We start from the raw sequence: 17,675 nt of genomic DNA on the forward strand, positions 1-17,675 counted from the left end.
ATGTCCTTCAATCCGCCCGGGACACAAAAAGTGCCCCGTGCAGAAGCACGAGGCACCATTAGAAAGGTAGGCCACGTTCCTCCTGCGTGGGTCGACCCCTGGAGAGGGGTACCTTCGGCCCCGAAGGGCGACCGACGGTCTTCGGTGAAACTTGAGCTCGGGTATTACCCGTTCAAACTTCGTTGTGGAACCCTACACGTCTTCTTGCGTACGCGCAACTCCGCGCAACATCCGCGCCGCCACCACGAACAACGCAATGCCTCCCAGCAGCGCCATCAAGCCAACACCGAGGATGAGCCCGCCCCAGAAACCGCTGGCAGTCACGCCCGTTGCGGGTTCCTCCTGCGCTGCTCCCTGGTCGAAAGATGAGACGATGCCACCGCCACCAGCCTGTATCGGAGCGTCCGGGATCGCTCTTCTTGTCGACGTCGGCTTCGCCCCCGTCGCCGTTGCCGCCTTCTGCTTCGGTGCCGATGTTGTTGTGGACTTCTGCGCCGGTTTCTGCGCCGTCGTCTGCTTTGGTGGCGCCTGCTTGGTCGCGGCCTTCGTTTCCGTCGCACGCACAGTACTTATTACAGTGCGCGGTGGCACTGGCTTTGACGGCGCAGTCGTTGCGGCTGGCCGTAGCTTCTGGCCGAACTTGCTCAACTCCTCGTCGATTGAGCGGATCCCCTTCGCTAATGCGCCCATCCATGTGTCGCTGGTCGCTGCATTGGAGCCGCACGAATCCAGCTCACGATATCCGCTCGCGTGCTGTTCGTGGGCCGTCGCGATGGCGGCGTCGCCGACCGCGAAGACCGCAACGAGCTCCGCAGAGTCAAACGCGAAAGTCACGGCGTAAAGTCCAGGCTCGGTGAAACCGAATGCCTGGTGGTCATGGGCGTTCGCCGGGTAGCTCAGCGTGCGGGACTTGTCGCCCGAGTCCAGCTCGAGCTTCGCGCCCTGCAGACCCTCGTGCCAGGTGTACATACGGCCGGGTCCGGCGACAGCATTAATGCGGACGGTGGCGGGGGCTGGGTGGTGGGTTGTCGAGAACCCGAGCCACGGCAGGTCCGCCTTCTGCGACTGCGGCAACACCCACATGTGCTCGGGGCGGGTGGGGAACGTGTCGCGCAGCGTCGCAGGGATGTCCTGGCGCGCGCGGTCGGGAACCTCGAAGAGGAAGGTGCCGCTGGTGTGCCGCGCGGGGTTGTTGGGGTCGCGGTCGTCGATGAGCACGGCCTCCCCCGTATCGACGGGCCCCATGTCCATATGCCCGTTCGCGATGAACGCCTCCGGGCGGGTACGCAGCGCGTCGCAGTGCTTCGCCGCGGGTGCGGGTGCCGCGGTTGTCGCTGGTGTTGTTGGTGTTGGTGTTGGCGGTTGCGTCGGTGATGGAGTGGGCGTCGATAGTGCGGGGGTGCGAAGTCCCGTCGTGGTGCCCTCCGGCAAACCGACGTCCGCGTCGGTGCCAACCAGCCAGTACTGGTCGGTCCAGCCGGTGTACTCGGTTTCACCGTTGGTCAGCTCGGCGCGACCTCGCCAACGCAGCTTATAAACGCCGGGCTTCGTAAAGGTCCAGTTGAAATGGCCGTGCGCGCCAACCTTATACTCGACGGTGCGCATCTGTTCGTCAGCGCTATTGAAGAGGCGCTCGACCGGCGAGGCGTCGTTCTTAAAGAAAATCTGCACATCACCCGGACCATCGATGCCCAGCAGGTCGAAGTACATCATGTCTTCTTTGAAGTTGCTCGGCACAGCACCCGGCAGCTCGTGCTCCGGGTCAAATGCACCGATGCCGGACCAGATGGGGCGCCAGTCATCGGTGAAATCCGCGTACTGGGGCGCGAGCCACACCTGACTGCCCGGAGCGCCCAGAAAATCGAGGGAACCATCGTCCGGGATGGTGAGGCGGGAGACGTCCTTGCCGTGGGCGTCAGCGTCGAGAGGCAGACGGAAGCAGACGTCACGCTGGTCGGTGACCTGCTGACCGTCAACCGCACCAATGGACAGCTTGCCGTAGAACCGGGTGCCGTACAGCGCGTCATTGTGGGAGTGGTAGAGCAACTTACGCCCGGCACAGGGGTGGTCAAGGTCCTCCGGGAGGACGACGCCATGCCCCGGGTCACCGGGCTGATGCCCGGCAGGCGTGGCCGCGTGCGCCGGGGCGACAGTAAACGCGATCAGCGCAACCACTAGGATGAGTCTGCGGATCATGCCCGCACCCCTTTCCTAGCGAAGAGCCAACTCGCACCGAAGATGGCAGTCACACACAGTACAATCGTTGCGCCGGTCGGCGAATCAAACGACCACGCCAGCCATACACCAACCACGCTGCCTACCACGCCAATCAGCGCGGCGAGGATCATCATGGTCTCCAGGTTGTCTGTAAACAGTCGCGCGGCGGACGCCGGGGTGACCAACAGTGCCAACACCAGAATGTTGCCGATCGTCTGCACCGAAACCACCACCGCGGCCGTCACACACAGGTACAACACCAAGTCCAGGAGCGCGACGCGCACGTTCATCGCGCGCGCCGTCTCTCGGTCGAGCGCCACCGCGGTCAGCCACGGCCGTAACACCACCACCAGCGACACAATGACAGCACACGTCGCAGCACTGACTATAAGGTCGCGCTCACTCACACCTGTCAGCGAACCAAACAAGAACGAACTCAGCGACGCTGTGTAGCCCTCAACACGCGAAATAATCACCAGGCCAAGCGCGAACGCGGCCGCAAACACAATGCCAATCACCGCGTCCTCTTTCAGCGCACGCCGTTGCGACAGCACTGCAATCAACACCGCCACGATCAACCCGGCAATGGCCCCACCGAGCAGCACCGACACCTGCAGCGCGAACGCCAACGCAACACCCGGAAACACGGCGTGTGCCACCGCATCCCCGATAAACGCCATACCGCGCAGCACCACAAAACACCCAACGACCGCGCACAACACGGACGCCAACACTGCCGCCGTCAACGCGCGCGGCAAGAACGCCAGGTGCGGGTTGGCCACGTCAGCCAAGAATTGCAGAAACCCGATCTCAAGCACGGGATACCTCTTTCACATGTGTTTGCAGCGCCGCCAGCCATGGCGAATCCGGGCCGACGCCGAACGTGTCCATCCAGGGGCGGGCGTCGTCAAGATCAGTGGGAGCCCCGTCCGCGACGATGCCACCGCGGAACAGCAGGAGGCGATCACAAGAGTCAACAGCCTCCACGATGTTGTGCGTGGACATCACGATCGCGATTCCGCGGGAAGCCAGCTGACGAAACAGCGCTAGCAGCTGCTCAGTAGACGGGATATCGAGGCCGGTGAACGGCTCGTCGAGGAACAGCGCGCCTGGACGACGCACCAGGGCGCGCGCCACCAATACGCGTTGGCGCTGCCCTCCGGAGAGCGCCGCGATCGGCCGGTGTGCCAGGTCTTGGAGGTTCACAGCTTCGAGTGCTTCCGCCACAGCTTCGTGGTGCTCCGCCTTAGGCCGCGCGTACCACGGGCGCAGGTCAAGCGTGGCGTTCATGACAGCGGACGCGACATCGATCGGGAAATCCCAGGCGACGTCGTGACGCTGCGGGACGTACCCCACCACTTTGCGCACCGCGTGGCCCGTACACTCCCCTACCCGCACCGTTCCGGCTGCGCCGGGAATCAGGCCGAGCGTTGCACGCATCAGCGTGGTCTTCCCCGCCCCGTTCGGACCGAGCAGCGCGACGAACTGCCCGGCAGGCACAAGAAGATCAACGCCCTCAAACACCGGGCGACCCGGGTACCCGGCGCGCAAGCCTCGCACCTCTATAAGCGGTTGCGTGCTCACGCGCGACGCTCCTTCCGAGAACGCGCCACTAGAAGCGCCACCAGCGCGAGCACCAACACGCCGATCACCCCACCAGCGATCAGCCCCGCATTCAGCGTGCTCTGGCTATCTGCCTGTTCTTCCGACGCAGCACCCTCGCGCCACGGCCCGTTGAACTGCGCGGACTGCGCCGCCGCTACGTCCGTCCCGTCGCCTACAGCCACGCGCACCAACTGCTCGTCCGTGTGAACGGTGCCAGCGTCATCCTTCACCACTGCTCGCACCCCGACCAGGTGCACTCCCGGCTCGGTGAAGACCCAATTGGCGTGGGTATGCGTGTTCGGCTCCACCCACATTGGCTGCACACCCGGCTCAGTAGTCGTCCACAGCAACTGTGGTGCGTGGAACCCGCCCGGTTGCAGGAACAGGGAGAACTCGCCTGGCCCTTCGTGTCCGCCGAACTCCAGGCTCACGCCGTTTCCGGAGTGTTCGAGCAGGCTCGCGGCCTGCGTGTTCCACCCCAGCCACGGCACCCCGGCAACCTCAGTCTGTGGGATCACCCAGACGTCTGCACCTGGCTTTGCGCCGGTGAAGGCGAAGTCGTCGCCGTCGGGGAGGGTTTGCTTCGCGGCATCGGTCACGCGGAACACCACGTCGTCGAGGTGACGCCATACGGGCGGTTGCTGTGTGTCGTCGCGAGCGAGAAATTCAAGGGTATCCCCGTTGAATGTCGCGCCTAGATCGACGTGACCGGCGTCAATAACTGTGTGCTCACCGGCTGGCGCAATCGCCTCATCTGCGCTGACCACCTGTTGTAACGCAGGATCGTTGTTGGCGGCCTGCGCATTCGCGATCGCAGGAGTTGCCACGATCGTCGCAGCAACCATCAGTGGGATAATTCGAAGTTTCATTGTTCGCTCATTTCTCATTTCGTCCGAGGCACCTGCGTATCGACGCAGCATTCGCCTCCACAAGGTGTATATAGGTATCGGCTGGCCCAGACCCCGGAGGATCCAATGTGTCGCCCCAGATTGGGCATACATCTATGCCAAGCTGGGCGGCGGTTTCTGTCAGCACTGTGCTGCGCCCCGCCAACTGTGGTTCCAGGAAGACCGCGGGCACGTGCAGATTCTCCAGTGTGCGGGTGAACGCGATGACATCACGCGGGCTCGGCTCCACGCTGGGGTTTGGCGTGACAAAACCTGCAACTCGCATTCCATATGCCCGCGCGAGGTAGGCGTATCCATGGTGCGTAGTCACCAGGTTGCGTTGTTCCTCCGGAACCGCGGAGACAGACTCGTGCATCATTTCATCCGCTGCGTCCAGTTTTTGCAGGTAGTCGCGGGCGTTTGCCTGGTAGATTTCCGCGTGGTGCGGATCCACCGCAGCCAACTCGTCACGGATTACCTGAACGATCGCTTTCATCGCCCGAACGTCGTGCCACACATGCGGGTCCAGCTCACCATGCACGTGATTGCCCAGCACCGCCTGCGGGAGCAGGTAGGTTTCCTCCCCCGGTGTACCGAGGAATCGGAAGGGGCGCTCCGGAGGGATCGGCTGCAGGGTTGTATTCGGCACTGTGACGGCTACGTTCACTGGATCCATGCGGCCGTCGTCATCCGAGTTGAGCACGAGGTGAGCCGCGCCTTGCCCATCAAGCTCTGTTGTAATGTCGACGTGCCCCTTCTCCACCGCGTGCAACCCCGGCGTTACCCGCGCGGGATCCTGCCCCACAACGACCGTCACCGTCGACTCCGCACTTGCGTGCTCAGGTGCACCGACGGCATCGCGAATATGCGATTCAAACGTCAGCTTGTACACGCCTGGCTTGGAAAATGCCCAGCTCAAGTGAGTATGCGCGTCAACCGGCAGGGTCTTTACGTCACGGCTATCCAGCCCGTCGTGAGAGTTGAACACCACCTCCGGGGTGCCGAAGGTTCCCAGGATGAACGCGAAAGTGGCACCGGGGCCGTCAACATCTACAAGGTGTAAGTCCGCGACTCCCGTCGTCGGGAGCTGTTGGCCCGTATCCACCCGCAACCCGAGCCACACCGCATCTAGGCTCGCGTCCTCCACAAGCGGAATCGGCGCAAACCCGTACCGTTGCGCCTCCTGCGCAAGTGCCACGACCGGAGTCGTGTCACGCACGGTCGCCGCAATCGTATTCGTTAAAGACTGTGGCTCCAACAACAGTCCGTTGGTAAAAATGGCATCCGCATACGCGATGTCGCGTGTGGCATGCAAGCTCGGTTCGTAGCTGTGCGGATCAACCCCACGCGCCATCAGCGTGTGCACATCAGCCACATCACCTGCAACGTTTTGAACCGCATCCGCCAAAATAGGTGTCGACGCCACCACCGACGCCTTCCCCTCTCCCACCGACTGCCCTTCCGGTGCGCTACACGCCCCGAGCAGCGCCACGCACATCAGCACAGCGGCTCGTTGAAAAAACTGGATCACCGGTGGCCACCGAAACCCCACGCTGCGGCGACACGACGGCGCAACGACGCATCCAAACACAACCAACCCGCACCAAAGACAAACACGCCCAAGCCGAGCACAGCCACCGGCAGCGTCATCACTGTCGTACCCGTTTCTGCAAGGGCCCCACCGCGTTGCGCGGGAGCAACATCCTGCTGCTGGTGATCTTGTGATTGCAACTGAGTCTCTCCCTGATCAGGCGCTGGATTCGCGTTGCTCGCCACCACTGGCTGCGCGCACTCGCCCTCCTCGTCAAAGACGGAGCCAAAGTCGAAGTGACCATCGTTCGCGTTACCGGCGCCGCCAATGTCAAAGGTGAGCGTCGCCTCCCCGCTCACCGGCTCGCCATTACTCGTCGTCGCGCTTTGACGAACTGTCACCGTGTAAGTCCCCGGAGCACTGAACATCCAGTTTGGATGCACATGTGAATTCGCAGGAATGGTATGGCTGCCCTGCGCCTGCCCATCCACGCCACGGAACCACTCCTCGCCCACGACCTGACCGAGCCCACCCTGAGTGAACACAAACATGGCACCAGGCCCATCAAATTTTGTAATCTCCCAGGCCACATCCCCAGAAGTGTGCTCAAGCAGCGACGGATGCTGCGTATTCGCTCCAAGCCATGGCACACCGGCTTGCTGAGTTGCACCGATCATCCACGCGGTACCGGCCGGAATTGGCCCAACTGGATTGGAGAGCTGCTGCTTTGCTGCATCACCCAGCCCAAAAACGAGCTCTGCGGGATCGCGCCACTCGGCCGGAACAGTGCGGTCGTCTTTCACCATCGGGTGCAGTGTCGGGTGGCATTCCGCCGCGAAAGCAGGCGTCGACATGGAAAGGAGCAGTAATGTCGCGGCGAGCGCTCGCAGAATCTTGATGACAGAAAATTTCACCTAATGAACATTATTTTCATTAGCGTTCGCATGCAAGTCATACGTTATCCACAGGGCACTTCAGAAAACGCCACACAAGAAGAAGTTATCCACAGGTAGCGTGAAAAGCCTTTCCCAGGCGTTCTGCAACCACATATGTTCAGGTTATGAACTTCAAGACATTCCTAGAATCCATGTCCACGCAGGCACTCGACGTACTGGACGGCTTCGATTACGAAGCCGCCATCGAAGCAGGCGTCGATCCAACACGAGCCCGCGCCTGGCGCCAGCTCCACGACATCTACTTCGGGCCCACAAAATCCCGACAAAAACAGCGACTCGCTACCGAAAAGGCTCGACGCTACGGCTTCTCACTCGACCAACTCGCTATGATCGAACGGCGCTTACGCCCCATCAAGTCCGCGCGAACACGCACCAAACTGCGCCTCGTACTCCTCGATACCAAGGGCACATACAAAAAGCTCAGCGAACGCGCAAAAGCACTTCTTCCGAACAACACCAAGCACCAAAACGACCGCCTCACATTTTCGCCTTCCCGCAATGGGCGCCGCACCATGACGCTCACCACCAACGAGCGCGACCTCGCCGACCTTGAACACGCCCTCACCCAAGACATGGACCCCAAGACGCCACCCACGAAACACATGCTGCGCAGATTCCTCGACATCATACGTGGCGACGGCCGTTCCGTCCCCCACGCAGTCCCCCGACCTCTCTTGCTCATTCCACTCCCCCAGTGGATCCAAATACAGCGCGGCCACGGCGACGAGACCACCCTCACCCTGACCGATGGCACCACCATGACAGGCGCCGAATACCTAAACAGCCACGTCGCCACCACCGAGAACGAGCTCGAAGCCGCCGTCTTCCACCCACAGCACGGGGCAGTCAACCTCTACCGGACACAACGCCTCGCAAATGACAAGCAGCGCGCTCTGGCCCGCGCCGTTACCCCCGGCTGCCCAGTGCCTGGATGCCGCCATGCAGCCGACGCCTGCGAAATCCACCACATCACTGCATGGCAACACGGCGGGGAAACGAACATCAACAACCTGTCGCCATTGTGCCGCTACCACAATCGCGTCAACGACGACGACCCCCAACGAGCACGCCGAGGTCGCATCGAAATTGTGGACGCACAACCGCTCTGGCACTCACCACGCGGCTACTCCGCCCCAAACCCAGTCCACCGACCTGGTGCGATGAAAATGTTGTACACATAGCAAAACGCCCACCACGACGGGGCCGAAGTGGGCGTCGAAAAGCTGCTGACTAGAACTGACGCTTCATCCAGTTCACGATGACCTCATTGAACTCATCAGCCTTCTCAACCTGCGACCAGTGGCCACACTGTGCGAAAAGGTGAGCGTCAGCGGACGGAATTGTGTTCACCAGGTCCCACGTGCGCTGCGGCGTAATCACGACGTCTTGCATGCCGTGCACTAGCAGAACCGGGATCTCGACCTTCGACAGCACGTCGAAGTCGAGTGGAAGCTCGGTACGGTCACGGTCACGCGCCTGCACAACCTCCTGTAGGCGATCAGACGCCGTATCGTTCAGCGCGGACTGGTAGCGCAGCGACACGAGCTCATCGGTGATCAGCGACTTATCCACCACGAACTGCTCGAGCGTGTTGCGGATACCTTCTTCGGTCAGCTTCGGGTTCGAATGACCCTTCAGCGCGCCGGTCAACTTCGCCCCACCGGTGCCCATGGAGATGATGCCCTTCACACGCTCCGGGTGGTCGATGATCATCTGGAAGCCAACCCAGCCACCGAGCGAGTTACCAACAATCCAGGTCTTTTCAATTCCCAGGGCATCCAGCACACGGATTGCGTGCTCAACCCACTCGCGGATACCGTACTTGGTGCCCTCAGCTACGACAGTCTGGCCGTAACCAATGGAGTCAATCGCGATGCATCGTGCGTTCTCGGAGATGGTCGGAAGGTTCAGCCACCAGTTCGCGGCTGCAGTCACGCCCGTGCCGGAGCCGTGGAGGAACAGTACTGGTTCACCCTCGCCGAGATCGTGGTAGTGAGTGAGCTCGCCGGGTGCCGTCTCCAGCCACTTGTCCTCGAGCCCGAAGAATTCGTCAGTCTTGTAATCAGGAATGGAAATTTCAGTCATACAGCCAACATAGCGACGAACCCACACACACGCCGGAGTGTTCCAGTCCGTGGCACACGATAGACACTATCCGGTTACACTGATCCTATGGTTCAAGACGCAAAACCAAACTCCATCGACAAGGCGTTCGGCATTCTGAAAGCGTTCAAGAGCGAGGACGTCAACGGGGTTGGCGTTTCAGAGTTAGCCCGGCGCGTCGATCTTCCAAAGTCGACGACGCACCGCCTTCTTAACAAGCTGGTGGAAAATGATGCCGTCCTCAAAGCGAACGAGCTCTATCGGCTCAACCCGGCGCTCGGAATGGCGTCAACACCGGAGGTGTATTCCGAGCAAACCGCTCAGGTATCAGAGTTGCTCACACCATTTTTGGCAGCGCTTTTTGAGCGCACTCGACACACCGTCCACCTTGGACATGTTGAAGGGACGAACGTTCGTTACGCGAACAAGCTCTTTTCCGTCCGTGGTGTGACAGCGCCGTCACGCATTGGCGGCCTAATTCCCGCTTACGCGACTGGCATTGGCAAAGCAATTATGGCGTACGACGAAACGCTTACCGAGCGCATCATCCGTGAGGGGCTCGCGCCATGGACCCCGCACACGATCTCAGACCCGGATGAGCTGCGTGAAACGTTGAAAAAGATCCGCGATGAAGGTATCGCCTACGACCTTGAGGAAATTTCGGAAGGTCTATGCTGTGTCGCCTGCCCGATTTTCGGCACCGAGGGCGTACCGATTGCCGCGATGAGCGTTTCCTTTCCTGCAGAAGACTTTCAGCCCAAAACAGTAATCCCGGTCCTCAAAAAGATTTGTGGATCCGGGACTCGTGCGTGGAGAGCGAAGCACGCGGGATAAACCCGCATACGCGCTCTACTTCGCTACTTCTGCTTTGCCAGGTCGATTGCGACGTCGATAATCATGTCTTCCTGACCACCGACGTAACCACGGCGACCGACTTCTTCCAGGATGGTCGCTGCAGGCACACCATAGCGTTCCGCGGCGCGCTGCGCGTGGAGCAAGAAGGAGTTGTAAACGCCAAACTCACCCTGGACGATGGAGCCGCGGTCCATCATTGGGAGACGCTCGACCATTGGCTTCAGGACGTCTTCAGCGGCGTCACGAAGCTTGGCTTGATCAACATTGCCGATGTCAATGCCGGTGCGGTTGAACACCGTGGCTAACACCTCGATCGGTGCGTTACCGGCGCCAGCACCAAGCCCATACAGGGTGCCGTCAATTTGGCGAGCACCATTGACTACAGCGAGCAACGAGTTTGCAACCCCGAAACCGAGGTTCTGGTGTCCGTGGAAGCCGACCTGTGCGTCGTCGCCAATCTCTTCAACGACTGCCTTGACGCGGTCCGCGGCCTGGTTCATCACCAGGTAGCCGGCGGAGTCGACCACGAAGACGCACTGACAGCCGGCATCGACCATGATGCGGGCCTGCTTCGCAAGCTCTGCTGGTGGGATGCGGTGTGAAAGCATCAGGAAGCCACCGGTCTCAAAACCAAGCTCCCGTGCTGCCTGGAAGTGCTGGATCGAAATATCTGCCTCGGTGCAGTGAGTGGCAACGCGCACGATGGATGCGCCCGCACTCTTTGCTTCTTTGAGGTCCTTTACGGTACCCAGGCCTGGAAGCATCAGTGCGGCAATCTTCGCATTCTTGACTTCTTCGACTGCGGCTTCGATGAGTTCGATGTCGCGGGTGTGGGAGAAGCCGTAGTTGAAGGAAGACCCGCCAAGCCCGTCGCCGTGAGTGACCTCGATCATTTCGACGCCGGCGTCGTCAAGCGCGCGGGCGATCTTTTTCACCTGGTCTTTGGTGTACTGGTGGCGTACGGCGTGGGATCCGTCACGCAGGGTCGTGTCGTTGAGGCGGATTTTGTGTGTCGGGATGCCATCGATGACATCGCTCGCAACCGTGTTCATACTATGCTCCTTGCTTCTGCGCCGACACGAGCTCGGCGTACTTGTTTGCGGTGGCAATTGCTGCCGATGTGATGATGTCGAGGTTGCCGGCGTAGTCCGGCAAGAAGTCGCCTGCCCCTTCTACTTCGATGAGGACGGAAACACGACCGAGTCCGTTCCAGTCGTCGCGGGCTTCTTCGAACTGTGGATCTGCGGTGAGGCGGTAGCCCGGTACGTACTGCTGCACCTTCGCTGCCATTTCTTTGATGGACGCGGCGATCTGGTCTTGCAGTTCGCCAGGAGCCGCGGCTTCTGGAGGAAGGGCACAGTAGACGGTGTTGCGCATCATCATTGGTGGCTCGACGGGGTTGAGGATGATGATGGCTTTTGCGTGTTTCGCGCCAGCGAGTTGTTCGAGGGCGGCGGCAGTGGTTTCGAGGAACTCGTCGACGTTAGCGCGGGTGCCGGGACCCGCAGACTTCGAGGAGATCGACGCAACGATCTCCGCGTATTCGACGTCTACGATGCGGGATACTGCCGCGACAATCGGGGTGGTGGCCTGACCGCCACAGGTAATCATGTTCACATTGTCGACGGTTTCGAGCTCATCCAGGTTGACCGATGGGCAGAAGAATGGGCCGACGGCCGCCGGGGTGAGGTCGATGGCGCGGATGCCTGCTTCGCGGTAGCGCGGTGCGTTTGCTGCGTGTGCGCCCGCCGAGGTTGCTTCAAAGACGAGGTCTGGAAGCGGATCCTGTTGCAGGAGCCAGTCGACGCCTTCGTGGGAGGCCGCGATGCCGTTTTCGCGCGCACGCTTGAGGCCTTCCGATTCTGGATCGACGCCGACCATGTAGCGCAGATCAATGTTGGATTCGTTGTTCAAAAGCTTCATCATCAGGTCGGAGCCGATGTTGCCCGATCCGACGATGGCTGCTGTCATTTTCTTTTGCATTGTGGTGCTCCAAACCTATTTAAACCGGACGTCGATGGCCCCGTATGGGCCGTAGGATACTGCGAGGTGTTGGCCTGCTTTGAAAGCGACTGCGCCGCAGAAGCTACCGGTAAGCACGATGTCACCGGCGCGCAGGGCGGTGCCTTGCTCGTCGAGAATGCCTGCGAGCCACGGCAGCGGGAGCAGCGGGTCGCCCATCACATCCTTGCCGACGCCCTCTCCGACAACTTCGCCGTCGAGCGTCATCGTCGCGTGGACTGTTGCAGCTTCCTCCAGGTCGAGATCGAGCGGGGTCGGGTCCCACACGATGGCGCCGAACGAAGCGTTGTCGGCGATGGTGTCGACAAGGCGGATGTCCCAGTCACGGACTCGTGAGTCGATGATTTCGACTGCAAGGTGCGCGGACTTGACAGCCTTGCGGGCCTCTTCGAGTGTCGCGCCCGGTTCAAGGTCCTTCCCGAGCACGAACGCGAGTTCCGGTTCGACCTTCGGGGAGATGAAGCGGTCGACTGCAATGTCGGTGCCGACTTCGTAGAGGTCGGCGTCGGTAAAGAACCCGAAGTCTGGGCTATCGACCCCCAGCTGCTGCTGCATTGCGAGTGAGGTCAGACCAACCTTGCGCCCGATAACTTTGTGTCCGCGGGCAACGAAGTCTTTTTCCTGGATCTGTTGGATTGCGTAGGCGTCGGCGATGTCAAGGTCGGCGACGACGGTGCGCGGTGGCGCGATCGGCTCGCAGGACGGGTACGCGGCGAGCAGGTCGTTTGCGATGGTACGCAGGGAGTCCTCACGGCTACTCATCTGTCTGTCTCTCCTATGATGCGATGACCAGGCCGAAGCCTGCGACGAACTCTGGGATTGGGCGGTAGAACGTGAACTCGGCGTTGACTCCACCGTTGGCGGCGGTCAGCGCGGAAAACGCCGCAACCCAGGTGCGCACCTCGTGCGAGGAGTGACCGGCTTCGTCGTCCATGGTGTCGGCGTCGTAGGCGTCGAATCGTGTCGATTCGCCGGAGATGCAGTCCGCCATGAACTTTTCGTCCCACTCTGGGTTGATGTCGATGATTCCTGCATTTGCGGCACCTTCTTTGCCGGCAGCAATGACGCGAGCTTCACGAGCGTCGCGGTCGGCCTGGTCCGGGTGGCCGTGGAGCATGAAGTGCTTCTGCGCGTCGGTTGCGGATGCCCAGCGTGGAAGCGGCGGGTCGTGGGACAGGCCACCGGAGGCAACCATCAGCACCTTCTTATCCTGGGCCTTCGCCCACTTGCCGACGGCCTCCCCCATCACACGGATGCGCTGCATCGCGGTGAACGGTCGGGCGACTCCGTTGACGAAGATCGGGATGACTGGCTTGGCGGTCAGGGAGCCGAAGAGCAGCTCGACAGGCTGTGCGCCGCCGTGGTCGAGAACCATCTGGCGGGAGATTGCCATGTCGACGTCCTGGTCGATAACGAATTGCGCGAGCTCTTCTGCGGCTGACTCGGGCACGTCGAATGGGCCAGGCGTAGTGAGGTAGTCACCCATCGATTCTGCTTGTAGGCCTACACAGAACGGGGGCATCAGGGTGTAGAAGAACCCGTTGAAGTGGTCCGGCGTGAAGACGATGACCAGATCTGGGTCATATTCTTCCGCGGCTTTGCGGGCTTTTGCGAATGCGTCTTGCAGCGCCTCGTTCACCTCTGGTTTTGGCTCGTTGATGCCGAGCAGCGGGCTGTGGGACAGCGCAATAAGTTTTACGCTCATGGTGACCTCCTCCGGGGCTGGGTTTATCAGCTGTCACATCTGACTGTAGAAGTAGCGCATCACACTCCGCACCCTCGTTCCGGGTTTTGGAACACTAAACCACATACTCAAAAGCAAGAATGCCTGGACTACCCTCGTTCCCTACCCCCGTTCCACAGATTCTGTTCTATTCACTGGAACACATACGCGAACATAACTGCCCCCATGTAGCTTAAGAATTGTGTGAAGCAAAGAACGCTTCAGAAGTAATTGTGCTTTCTATCACTAGGTGCGAAGGAGTTACCTATGGCAACGCCACCAAAGTCCGGCTTACAGCGGCCGGCAGAATTGGATCAGTGCATCGACGTCAGTGGCATGGTCGACCCTGAAGGTGGCCTGGTAGATCGTCGAGTCTTTACGGACGAGGCCGTCTATAAGCAGGAAATGTCGCGCATTTTTGCCTGTTCCTGGCTGTTTATCGCCCACGAGTCGCAGTTCCAGAAACCGGGCGATTTCTTCCAGACGTACATGGGCGAAGACCCGGTCATCGCGACGATGAACAAGAAGCGCGAAATCCGCGTGCTGCTCAACAGCTGCCGTCACCGCGGTGCCCGCGTGTGCCGCGCCGACCAGGGCCGCACGAAGATGTTTACCTGTACGTACCACGGCTGGGCGTACGACCTCGACGGTAACCTCGTCAACCTTCCTGGCAAGGAGCAGTACGACGAGAACTTCTCCCAGGACGACTGGCCGCTGGTCACGGTGCCACGCGTGGAGTCCTACAAGGGCCTCATCTTCGCGAACTGGGACGAGAACGCCGAGCCGCTCGAGGATGCGCTTGGTGATATGCGCTGGTACATCGACGCATTCATGGACCGAGACCCTGAAGGCACCTACGTCGTTGGTGGCGTCACTAAGTGGGTGCTCGACGGCAACTGGAAGTTGGCAGCGGAGCAGTTCGCTACTGATTGGTACCACGTCAACATGTCGCATGCCTCTGCGCTGATGGTGATGTCCCCGTCGGGCAAGGGCCCGAAGAAGGAGATCGCGGAGCGCACCGGTGTGCAGTACCACGACGACCACGGCAACGGCGCGGGCTTCCCAGTACACCCGAAGAACCGTTTCGACGCCCAGCCGGTCCACGAGTACTACGACTACGACTTCTTGCGCGAGCGGCTCTCCCCTGAGCAGGTGATGGGCCCGATGACGAACGGCCACGCAACCGTGTTCCCGAACTTCTCCTACCTTCCGGTCAATGGCTCGATCCGCGTCTGGCACCCGAAGGGCCCGAACAAGATGGAAGTTTGGGCATGGACTGTCCTGGACCGTTCGATGCCGGAGGATGTGGCTCGCGCGCAGCGCCTGTACAACCTGCGCACTTTTGGCCCGTCGGGCATCTTCGAGCAGGACGACGGCGAGAACTGGTCTGAGTGCCAGTCCATCGCGCATGGCTTCATGGTTGGCAACACCCCGCTGAACTACCAGATGGGTATGGCCACGGTCGGCGAACGTGAAGGATTCCCCGGCACTACATCCGAACTGTATTCAGACGCTGCTGGTCGCGCGCTATACCGCCGTTGGCGCGAGCTGATGTCGACCCCAGCTTGGCACGAGAAGTAAACCAAACACACCCTCGAAAGGAACCGAATTACCATGGCTGAACCAGTAAAAGTTGCTGACCTGGACGATCTCGAGCAGGAGGAAGGCTTCCTGGTCACGGAGGAAATGTCGGGATACGACAAGCCGATTGCACTCTTCCGCACCGAAGACGATGAAGTGTACGCCCTCGACGATATTTGTACCCACGAAATCGCTCACCTGTCTGACGGCTGGGTCGACGGCACAATGGTTGAGTGCCCGGTGCACTCCAGCCAGTTCTGCATGAAGACTGGCGCGGTGCAGTGCATGCCAGCGACCGAAGACACCAACACGCACAAGGTTGAGCTGCGTGGCGAAGAAGTCTGGCTCTACCCAGGCGTGCCTGCTGAAGGAGCCGACAAGTGAGCAGCACGACGATCGTAGGCGGCGGAATCGGCGGCTTTACCGTCGCTGATGAGCTGCGCAGGAACGGCTACACCGGTGAGATCACGATCATTGATCCGCTTGGTGTTCCGTACGACCGCCCACCGCTGTCCAAGGACTACCTGACCAACGAGAAGACGCGCGCTGAGATTGAGTTCCGCCCGGCGGAATGGCTCGAGGAAAACAACATTGTGCTGAAGCAAGCCACCGTTGAGCGCGTTGAGGCGCAATCGAAGAAGCTGGTGCTGGAGGGCGGTGAGGAGGTTGCGTACGACAACCTCGTGATCGCCACTGGTGGTACTGCTCGCCGCGGCAGTGCGCCGGGCTTCGATAGCGACAACGTCGTGGTGCTGCGCACTACTGAGGACGCGGATAAGCTGCGTTCGCTGATCGGCCCAGGCAAGAAACTCGGCATCATTGGCGCTGGCCTTGTTGGTGCAGAGGTCGCGTCCTCTGCACGCAAGCTGGGCGCGGACGTGGTACTCATCGACCCCGCGCCGGTATCCCTGGTCCCTGCTGTCGGCCCTGAGCTGGCGCAGCGCCTCCACGACATGCACGCGGAAAACGGCGTGGATTTCATCAACGCGATGACCTCTAGCATCGAGGAGTCTGACGGTAAGTTCCACATCGGCCTCGACGGCCACGACGCCGTCACGGTTGACGCTGTGTTGCTGTGCATCGGCATCATCCCGGAGACGGTCCTCGCCGAATCCGCTGGCCTGGAGACCGATAACGGCATCCTGGTGGATGAGCAGCAGCGCACGTCGAACTCCTCCATCTGGGCTGTGGGCGACTGCGCCCGCACCCGCCTCGAGGATGGCACGCTACTTCGCCGCCACGAGCACTGGGACTCCGCAATCCAGGAAGCAAAGACAGCCGCCGCCTCAATTATCGACGGCCCATCTCCGAAACTTTCCGCGTCCTGGTTCTGGTCCGACCGCTACGGCGTCCACGTTGAGGGTACCGGCGACATGACTATCCCTGGCGAAACCATCATCCGCAATGACGCGGAGGGCCGCCCGGCCGTCGCGTTGCGCCTCGACGAGAACGGCGCCCTGGTTGGCGCGGCAGCAATCGAAGATTCGATGGCTGTTCGTGCGGCACGTCGCATCATCGACCGCGGTATTGCCGTCGATAAGGACAAGCTGGCTGACGCATCGATTCCTCTGAAGAAACTTGCTCGATAGCTACAAGAAAGGAATGGACTCGTGACTGACTTTCTACGTCGCGACGACGTGACCCCCGGGGAGCGAGTGGACCAAACCACCTACTTCGATCTCCAAAACATGTACTACGACGAAGCCGCCCTCCTCGATGAGGGACGCTACGTCGACTGGCTGACCCACTTCGACGAAGACCTCTTCTACTGGGCACCAACCCGCACGAACCGCCTCCGCCGCGAGCAGGCCCTCTCCATTTCGGACGAGGACGGCCCGGCCTTCTACGACGAAACCTACGACTCGCTAGCGTGGCGCATCCGCCGCTTCGACTCCGGCATGGCGTGGGCTGAAGACCCGCCGTCACGTACGCGCCACCTGATCACGAACCTGATCGCACGGCACGTCACCGTCGGTGAAGGCGCCGACGCCGTCGAGGCGCTCGAGGTCCGCACCAACTTCTACGTCTGGCGCACTCGCCTCGAGCGCGAGCAGGACCAGTTTGTGGGCACCCGCACCGACCTGCTTCGCCCCGCGAAGGACGGTGAGGACGGCCCGAAGTGGAAGGTCTTTGACCGCCGCATCCTGCTCGACATCAACGTTCTGAACTCCAAGAACATCTCTACCTTCTTCTAA

General features: G+C 60.9%; 17 protein-coding genes. 6 read left to right on the plus strand and 11 right to left on the minus strand.

The annotated features are described in order from the left end of the window. Positions 1–192: 192 nt before the first annotated feature. Genes BJP05_RS09040 through BJP05_RS09065 form a run of 6 tightly spaced genes read right to left on the minus strand, consistent with a single transcriptional unit; the run spans position 193 to position 7,154 of the window. On the minus strand, positions 193–2,196 hold the full coding sequence (locus BJP05_RS09040; protein WP_070363123.1) for a choice-of-anchor M domain-containing protein: 2,004 nt from the start codon (positions 2,194–2,196) through the stop codon (positions 193–195). After that, on the minus strand, positions 2,193–3,035 hold the full coding sequence (locus BJP05_RS09045; protein WP_070363124.1) for an anchored repeat-type ABC transporter permease subunit: 843 nt from the start codon (positions 3,033–3,035) through the stop codon (positions 2,193–2,195). The genes BJP05_RS09040 and BJP05_RS09045 overlap by 4 nt, the downstream gene beginning before the upstream one ends. Continuing rightward, positions 3,028–3,801, minus strand: coding sequence for an anchored repeat-type ABC transporter ATP-binding subunit (locus BJP05_RS09050; protein WP_070363125.1), 774 nt, complete (start codon positions 3,799–3,801; stop codon positions 3,028–3,030). Before BJP05_RS09050 ends, BJP05_RS09045 begins: the two co-directional genes overlap by 8 nt. Further along, on the minus strand, positions 3,798–4,676 hold the full coding sequence (locus BJP05_RS09055) for a choice-of-anchor M domain-containing protein (protein ID WP_371440801.1): 879 nt from the start codon (positions 4,674–4,676) through the stop codon (positions 3,798–3,800). The genes BJP05_RS09050 and BJP05_RS09055 overlap by 4 nt, the downstream gene beginning before the upstream one ends. Before the next feature lie 22 nt (positions 4,677–4,698). Beyond that, positions 4,699–6,240, minus strand: a complete 1,542-nt coding sequence (locus BJP05_RS09060; RefSeq protein ID WP_240492747.1) for an anchored repeat ABC transporter, substrate-binding protein — start codon at positions 6,238–6,240, stop codon at positions 4,699–4,701. Next, complete coding sequence (locus BJP05_RS09065; protein ID WP_070363127.1) at positions 6,237–7,154, minus strand: TIGR03773 family transporter-associated surface protein; 918 nt, start codon at positions 7,152–7,154, stop codon at positions 6,237–6,239. The genes BJP05_RS09060 and BJP05_RS09065 overlap by 4 nt, the downstream gene beginning before the upstream one ends. A 146-nt stretch (positions 7,155–7,300) precedes the next feature. Here BJP05_RS09065 and BJP05_RS09070 point away from each other — a divergent pair, with 146 nt between their 5' ends. Next, positions 7,301–8,377 (plus strand): HNH endonuclease signature motif containing protein, encoded by a 1,077-nt coding sequence (locus BJP05_RS09070; protein WP_070477514.1) that lies wholly within the window; start codon positions 7,301–7,303, stop codon positions 8,375–8,377. Positions 8,378–8,426: 49 nt separating this feature from the next. Here BJP05_RS09070 and BJP05_RS09075 read toward each other — a convergent pair whose 3' ends face one another. Further along, positions 8,427–9,281 carry an alpha/beta fold hydrolase gene (locus BJP05_RS09075; protein ID WP_070363590.1) on the minus strand — a complete coding sequence of 285 codons (855 nt, stop codon included), beginning with the start codon at positions 9,279–9,281 and terminating at the stop codon, positions 8,427–8,429. An 87-nt stretch (positions 9,282–9,368) separates the two neighbouring features. Here BJP05_RS09075 and BJP05_RS09080 point away from each other — a divergent pair, with 87 nt between their 5' ends. Then, the gene (locus tag BJP05_RS09080; RefSeq protein ID WP_070363129.1) at positions 9,369–10,133 is read left to right on the plus strand and encodes an IclR family transcriptional regulator; all 765 of its coding nucleotides are present in this window, start codon (positions 9,369–9,371) and stop codon (positions 10,131–10,133) included. A gap of 23 nt (positions 10,134–10,156) precedes the next feature. Here the strand turns inward: BJP05_RS09080 and dmpG are convergent, their stop codons facing one another. The 4 genes from dmpG to BJP05_RS09100 are packed head-to-tail and all read right to left on the minus strand — an operon-like array spanning position 10,157 to position 13,881. Further along, a complete protein-coding gene (gene dmpG / locus BJP05_RS09085; RefSeq protein WP_070363130.1) occupies positions 10,157–11,206 on the minus strand; it encodes a 4-hydroxy-2-oxovalerate aldolase in 1,050 nt (349 codons plus the stop codon). A gap of 1 nt (position 11,207) precedes the next feature. Then, a complete protein-coding gene (locus BJP05_RS09090) occupies positions 11,208–12,137 on the minus strand; it encodes an acetaldehyde dehydrogenase (acetylating) (protein ID WP_070363131.1) in 930 nt (309 codons plus the stop codon). Between the two features lie 15 nt (positions 12,138–12,152). Continuing rightward, a complete protein-coding gene (locus BJP05_RS09095) occupies positions 12,153–12,938 on the minus strand; it encodes a 2-keto-4-pentenoate hydratase (RefSeq protein WP_070363132.1) in 786 nt (261 codons plus the stop codon). Positions 12,939–12,951: 13 nt separating this feature from the next. After that, positions 12,952–13,881 (minus strand): 3-carboxyethylcatechol 2,3-dioxygenase, encoded by a 930-nt coding sequence (locus BJP05_RS09100; protein ID WP_070363133.1) that lies wholly within the window; start codon positions 13,879–13,881, stop codon positions 12,952–12,954. Between the two features lie 285 nt (positions 13,882–14,166). Here BJP05_RS09100 and BJP05_RS09105 point away from each other — a divergent pair, with 285 nt between their 5' ends. From BJP05_RS09105 to BJP05_RS09120, 4 genes are read left to right on the plus strand one after another with little or no spacing between them, the layout of a single operon-like run. After that, positions 14,167–15,480: an aromatic ring-hydroxylating dioxygenase subunit alpha gene (locus BJP05_RS09105; RefSeq protein ID WP_070363134.1), complete on the plus strand. Its 1,314-nt coding sequence runs from the start codon at positions 14,167–14,169 to the stop codon at positions 15,478–15,480. Positions 15,481–15,513: 33 nt separating this feature from the next. Further along, positions 15,514–15,864, plus strand: a complete 351-nt coding sequence (locus BJP05_RS09110) for a non-heme iron oxygenase ferredoxin subunit (RefSeq protein ID WP_070363135.1) — start codon at positions 15,514–15,516, stop codon at positions 15,862–15,864. Beyond that, the gene (locus BJP05_RS09115; RefSeq protein ID WP_070363136.1) at positions 15,861–17,069 is read left to right on the plus strand and encodes an NAD(P)/FAD-dependent oxidoreductase; all 1,209 of its coding nucleotides are present in this window, start codon (positions 15,861–15,863) and stop codon (positions 17,067–17,069) included. The genes BJP05_RS09110 and BJP05_RS09115 overlap by 4 nt, the downstream gene beginning before the upstream one ends. A 21-nt stretch (positions 17,070–17,090) precedes the next feature. Further along, positions 17,091–17,675 (plus strand): 3-phenylpropionate/cinnamic acid dioxygenase subunit beta, encoded by a 585-nt coding sequence (locus tag BJP05_RS09120; protein WP_070363137.1) that lies wholly within the window; start codon positions 17,091–17,093, stop codon positions 17,673–17,675.

It is taken from the genome of Corynebacterium sp. NML98-0116 (assembly GCF_001767255.1).
Classification (GTDB): Bacteria; Actinomycetota; Actinomycetes; order Mycobacteriales; family Mycobacteriaceae; genus Corynebacterium; species Corynebacterium pseudogenitalium.

Bases quoted from the DNA above. Each gene is read 5' to 3' on its own strand.
- BJP05_RS09100 (WP_070363133.1), bottom strand. From the start codon at position 13,881: ATGAGCGTAAAACTTATTGCGCTGTCCCACAGCCCGCTGCTCGGCATC.
- BJP05_RS09040 (WP_070363123.1), bottom strand. From the start codon at position 2,196: ATGATCCGCAGACTCATCCTAGTGGTTGCGCTGATCGCGTTTACTGTC.
- BJP05_RS09095 (WP_070363132.1), bottom strand. From the start codon at position 12,938: ATGAGTAGCCGTGAGGACTCCCTGCGTACCATCGCAAACGACCTGCTC.
- BJP05_RS09070 (WP_070477514.1), top strand. From the start codon at position 7,301: ATGAACTTCAAGACATTCCTAGAATCCATGTCCACGCAGGCACTCGAC.
- BJP05_RS09090 (WP_070363131.1), bottom strand. From the start codon at position 12,137: ATGCAAAAGAAAATGACAGCAGCCATCGTCGGATCGGGCAACATCGGC.
- dmpG (WP_070363130.1), bottom strand. From the start codon at position 11,206: ATGAACACGGTTGCGAGCGATGTCATCGATGGCATCCCGACACACAAA.
- BJP05_RS09080 (WP_070363129.1), top strand. From the start codon at position 9,369: ATGGTTCAAGACGCAAAACCAAACTCCATCGACAAGGCGTTCGGCATT.
- BJP05_RS09075 (WP_070363590.1), bottom strand. From the start codon at position 9,281: ATGACTGAAATTTCCATTCCTGATTACAAGACTGACGAATTCTTCGGG.
- BJP05_RS09105 (WP_070363134.1), top strand. From the start codon at position 14,167: ATGGCAACGCCACCAAAGTCCGGCTTACAGCGGCCGGCAGAATTGGAT.
- BJP05_RS09110 (WP_070363135.1), top strand. From the start codon at position 15,514: ATGGCTGAACCAGTAAAAGTTGCTGACCTGGACGATCTCGAGCAGGAG.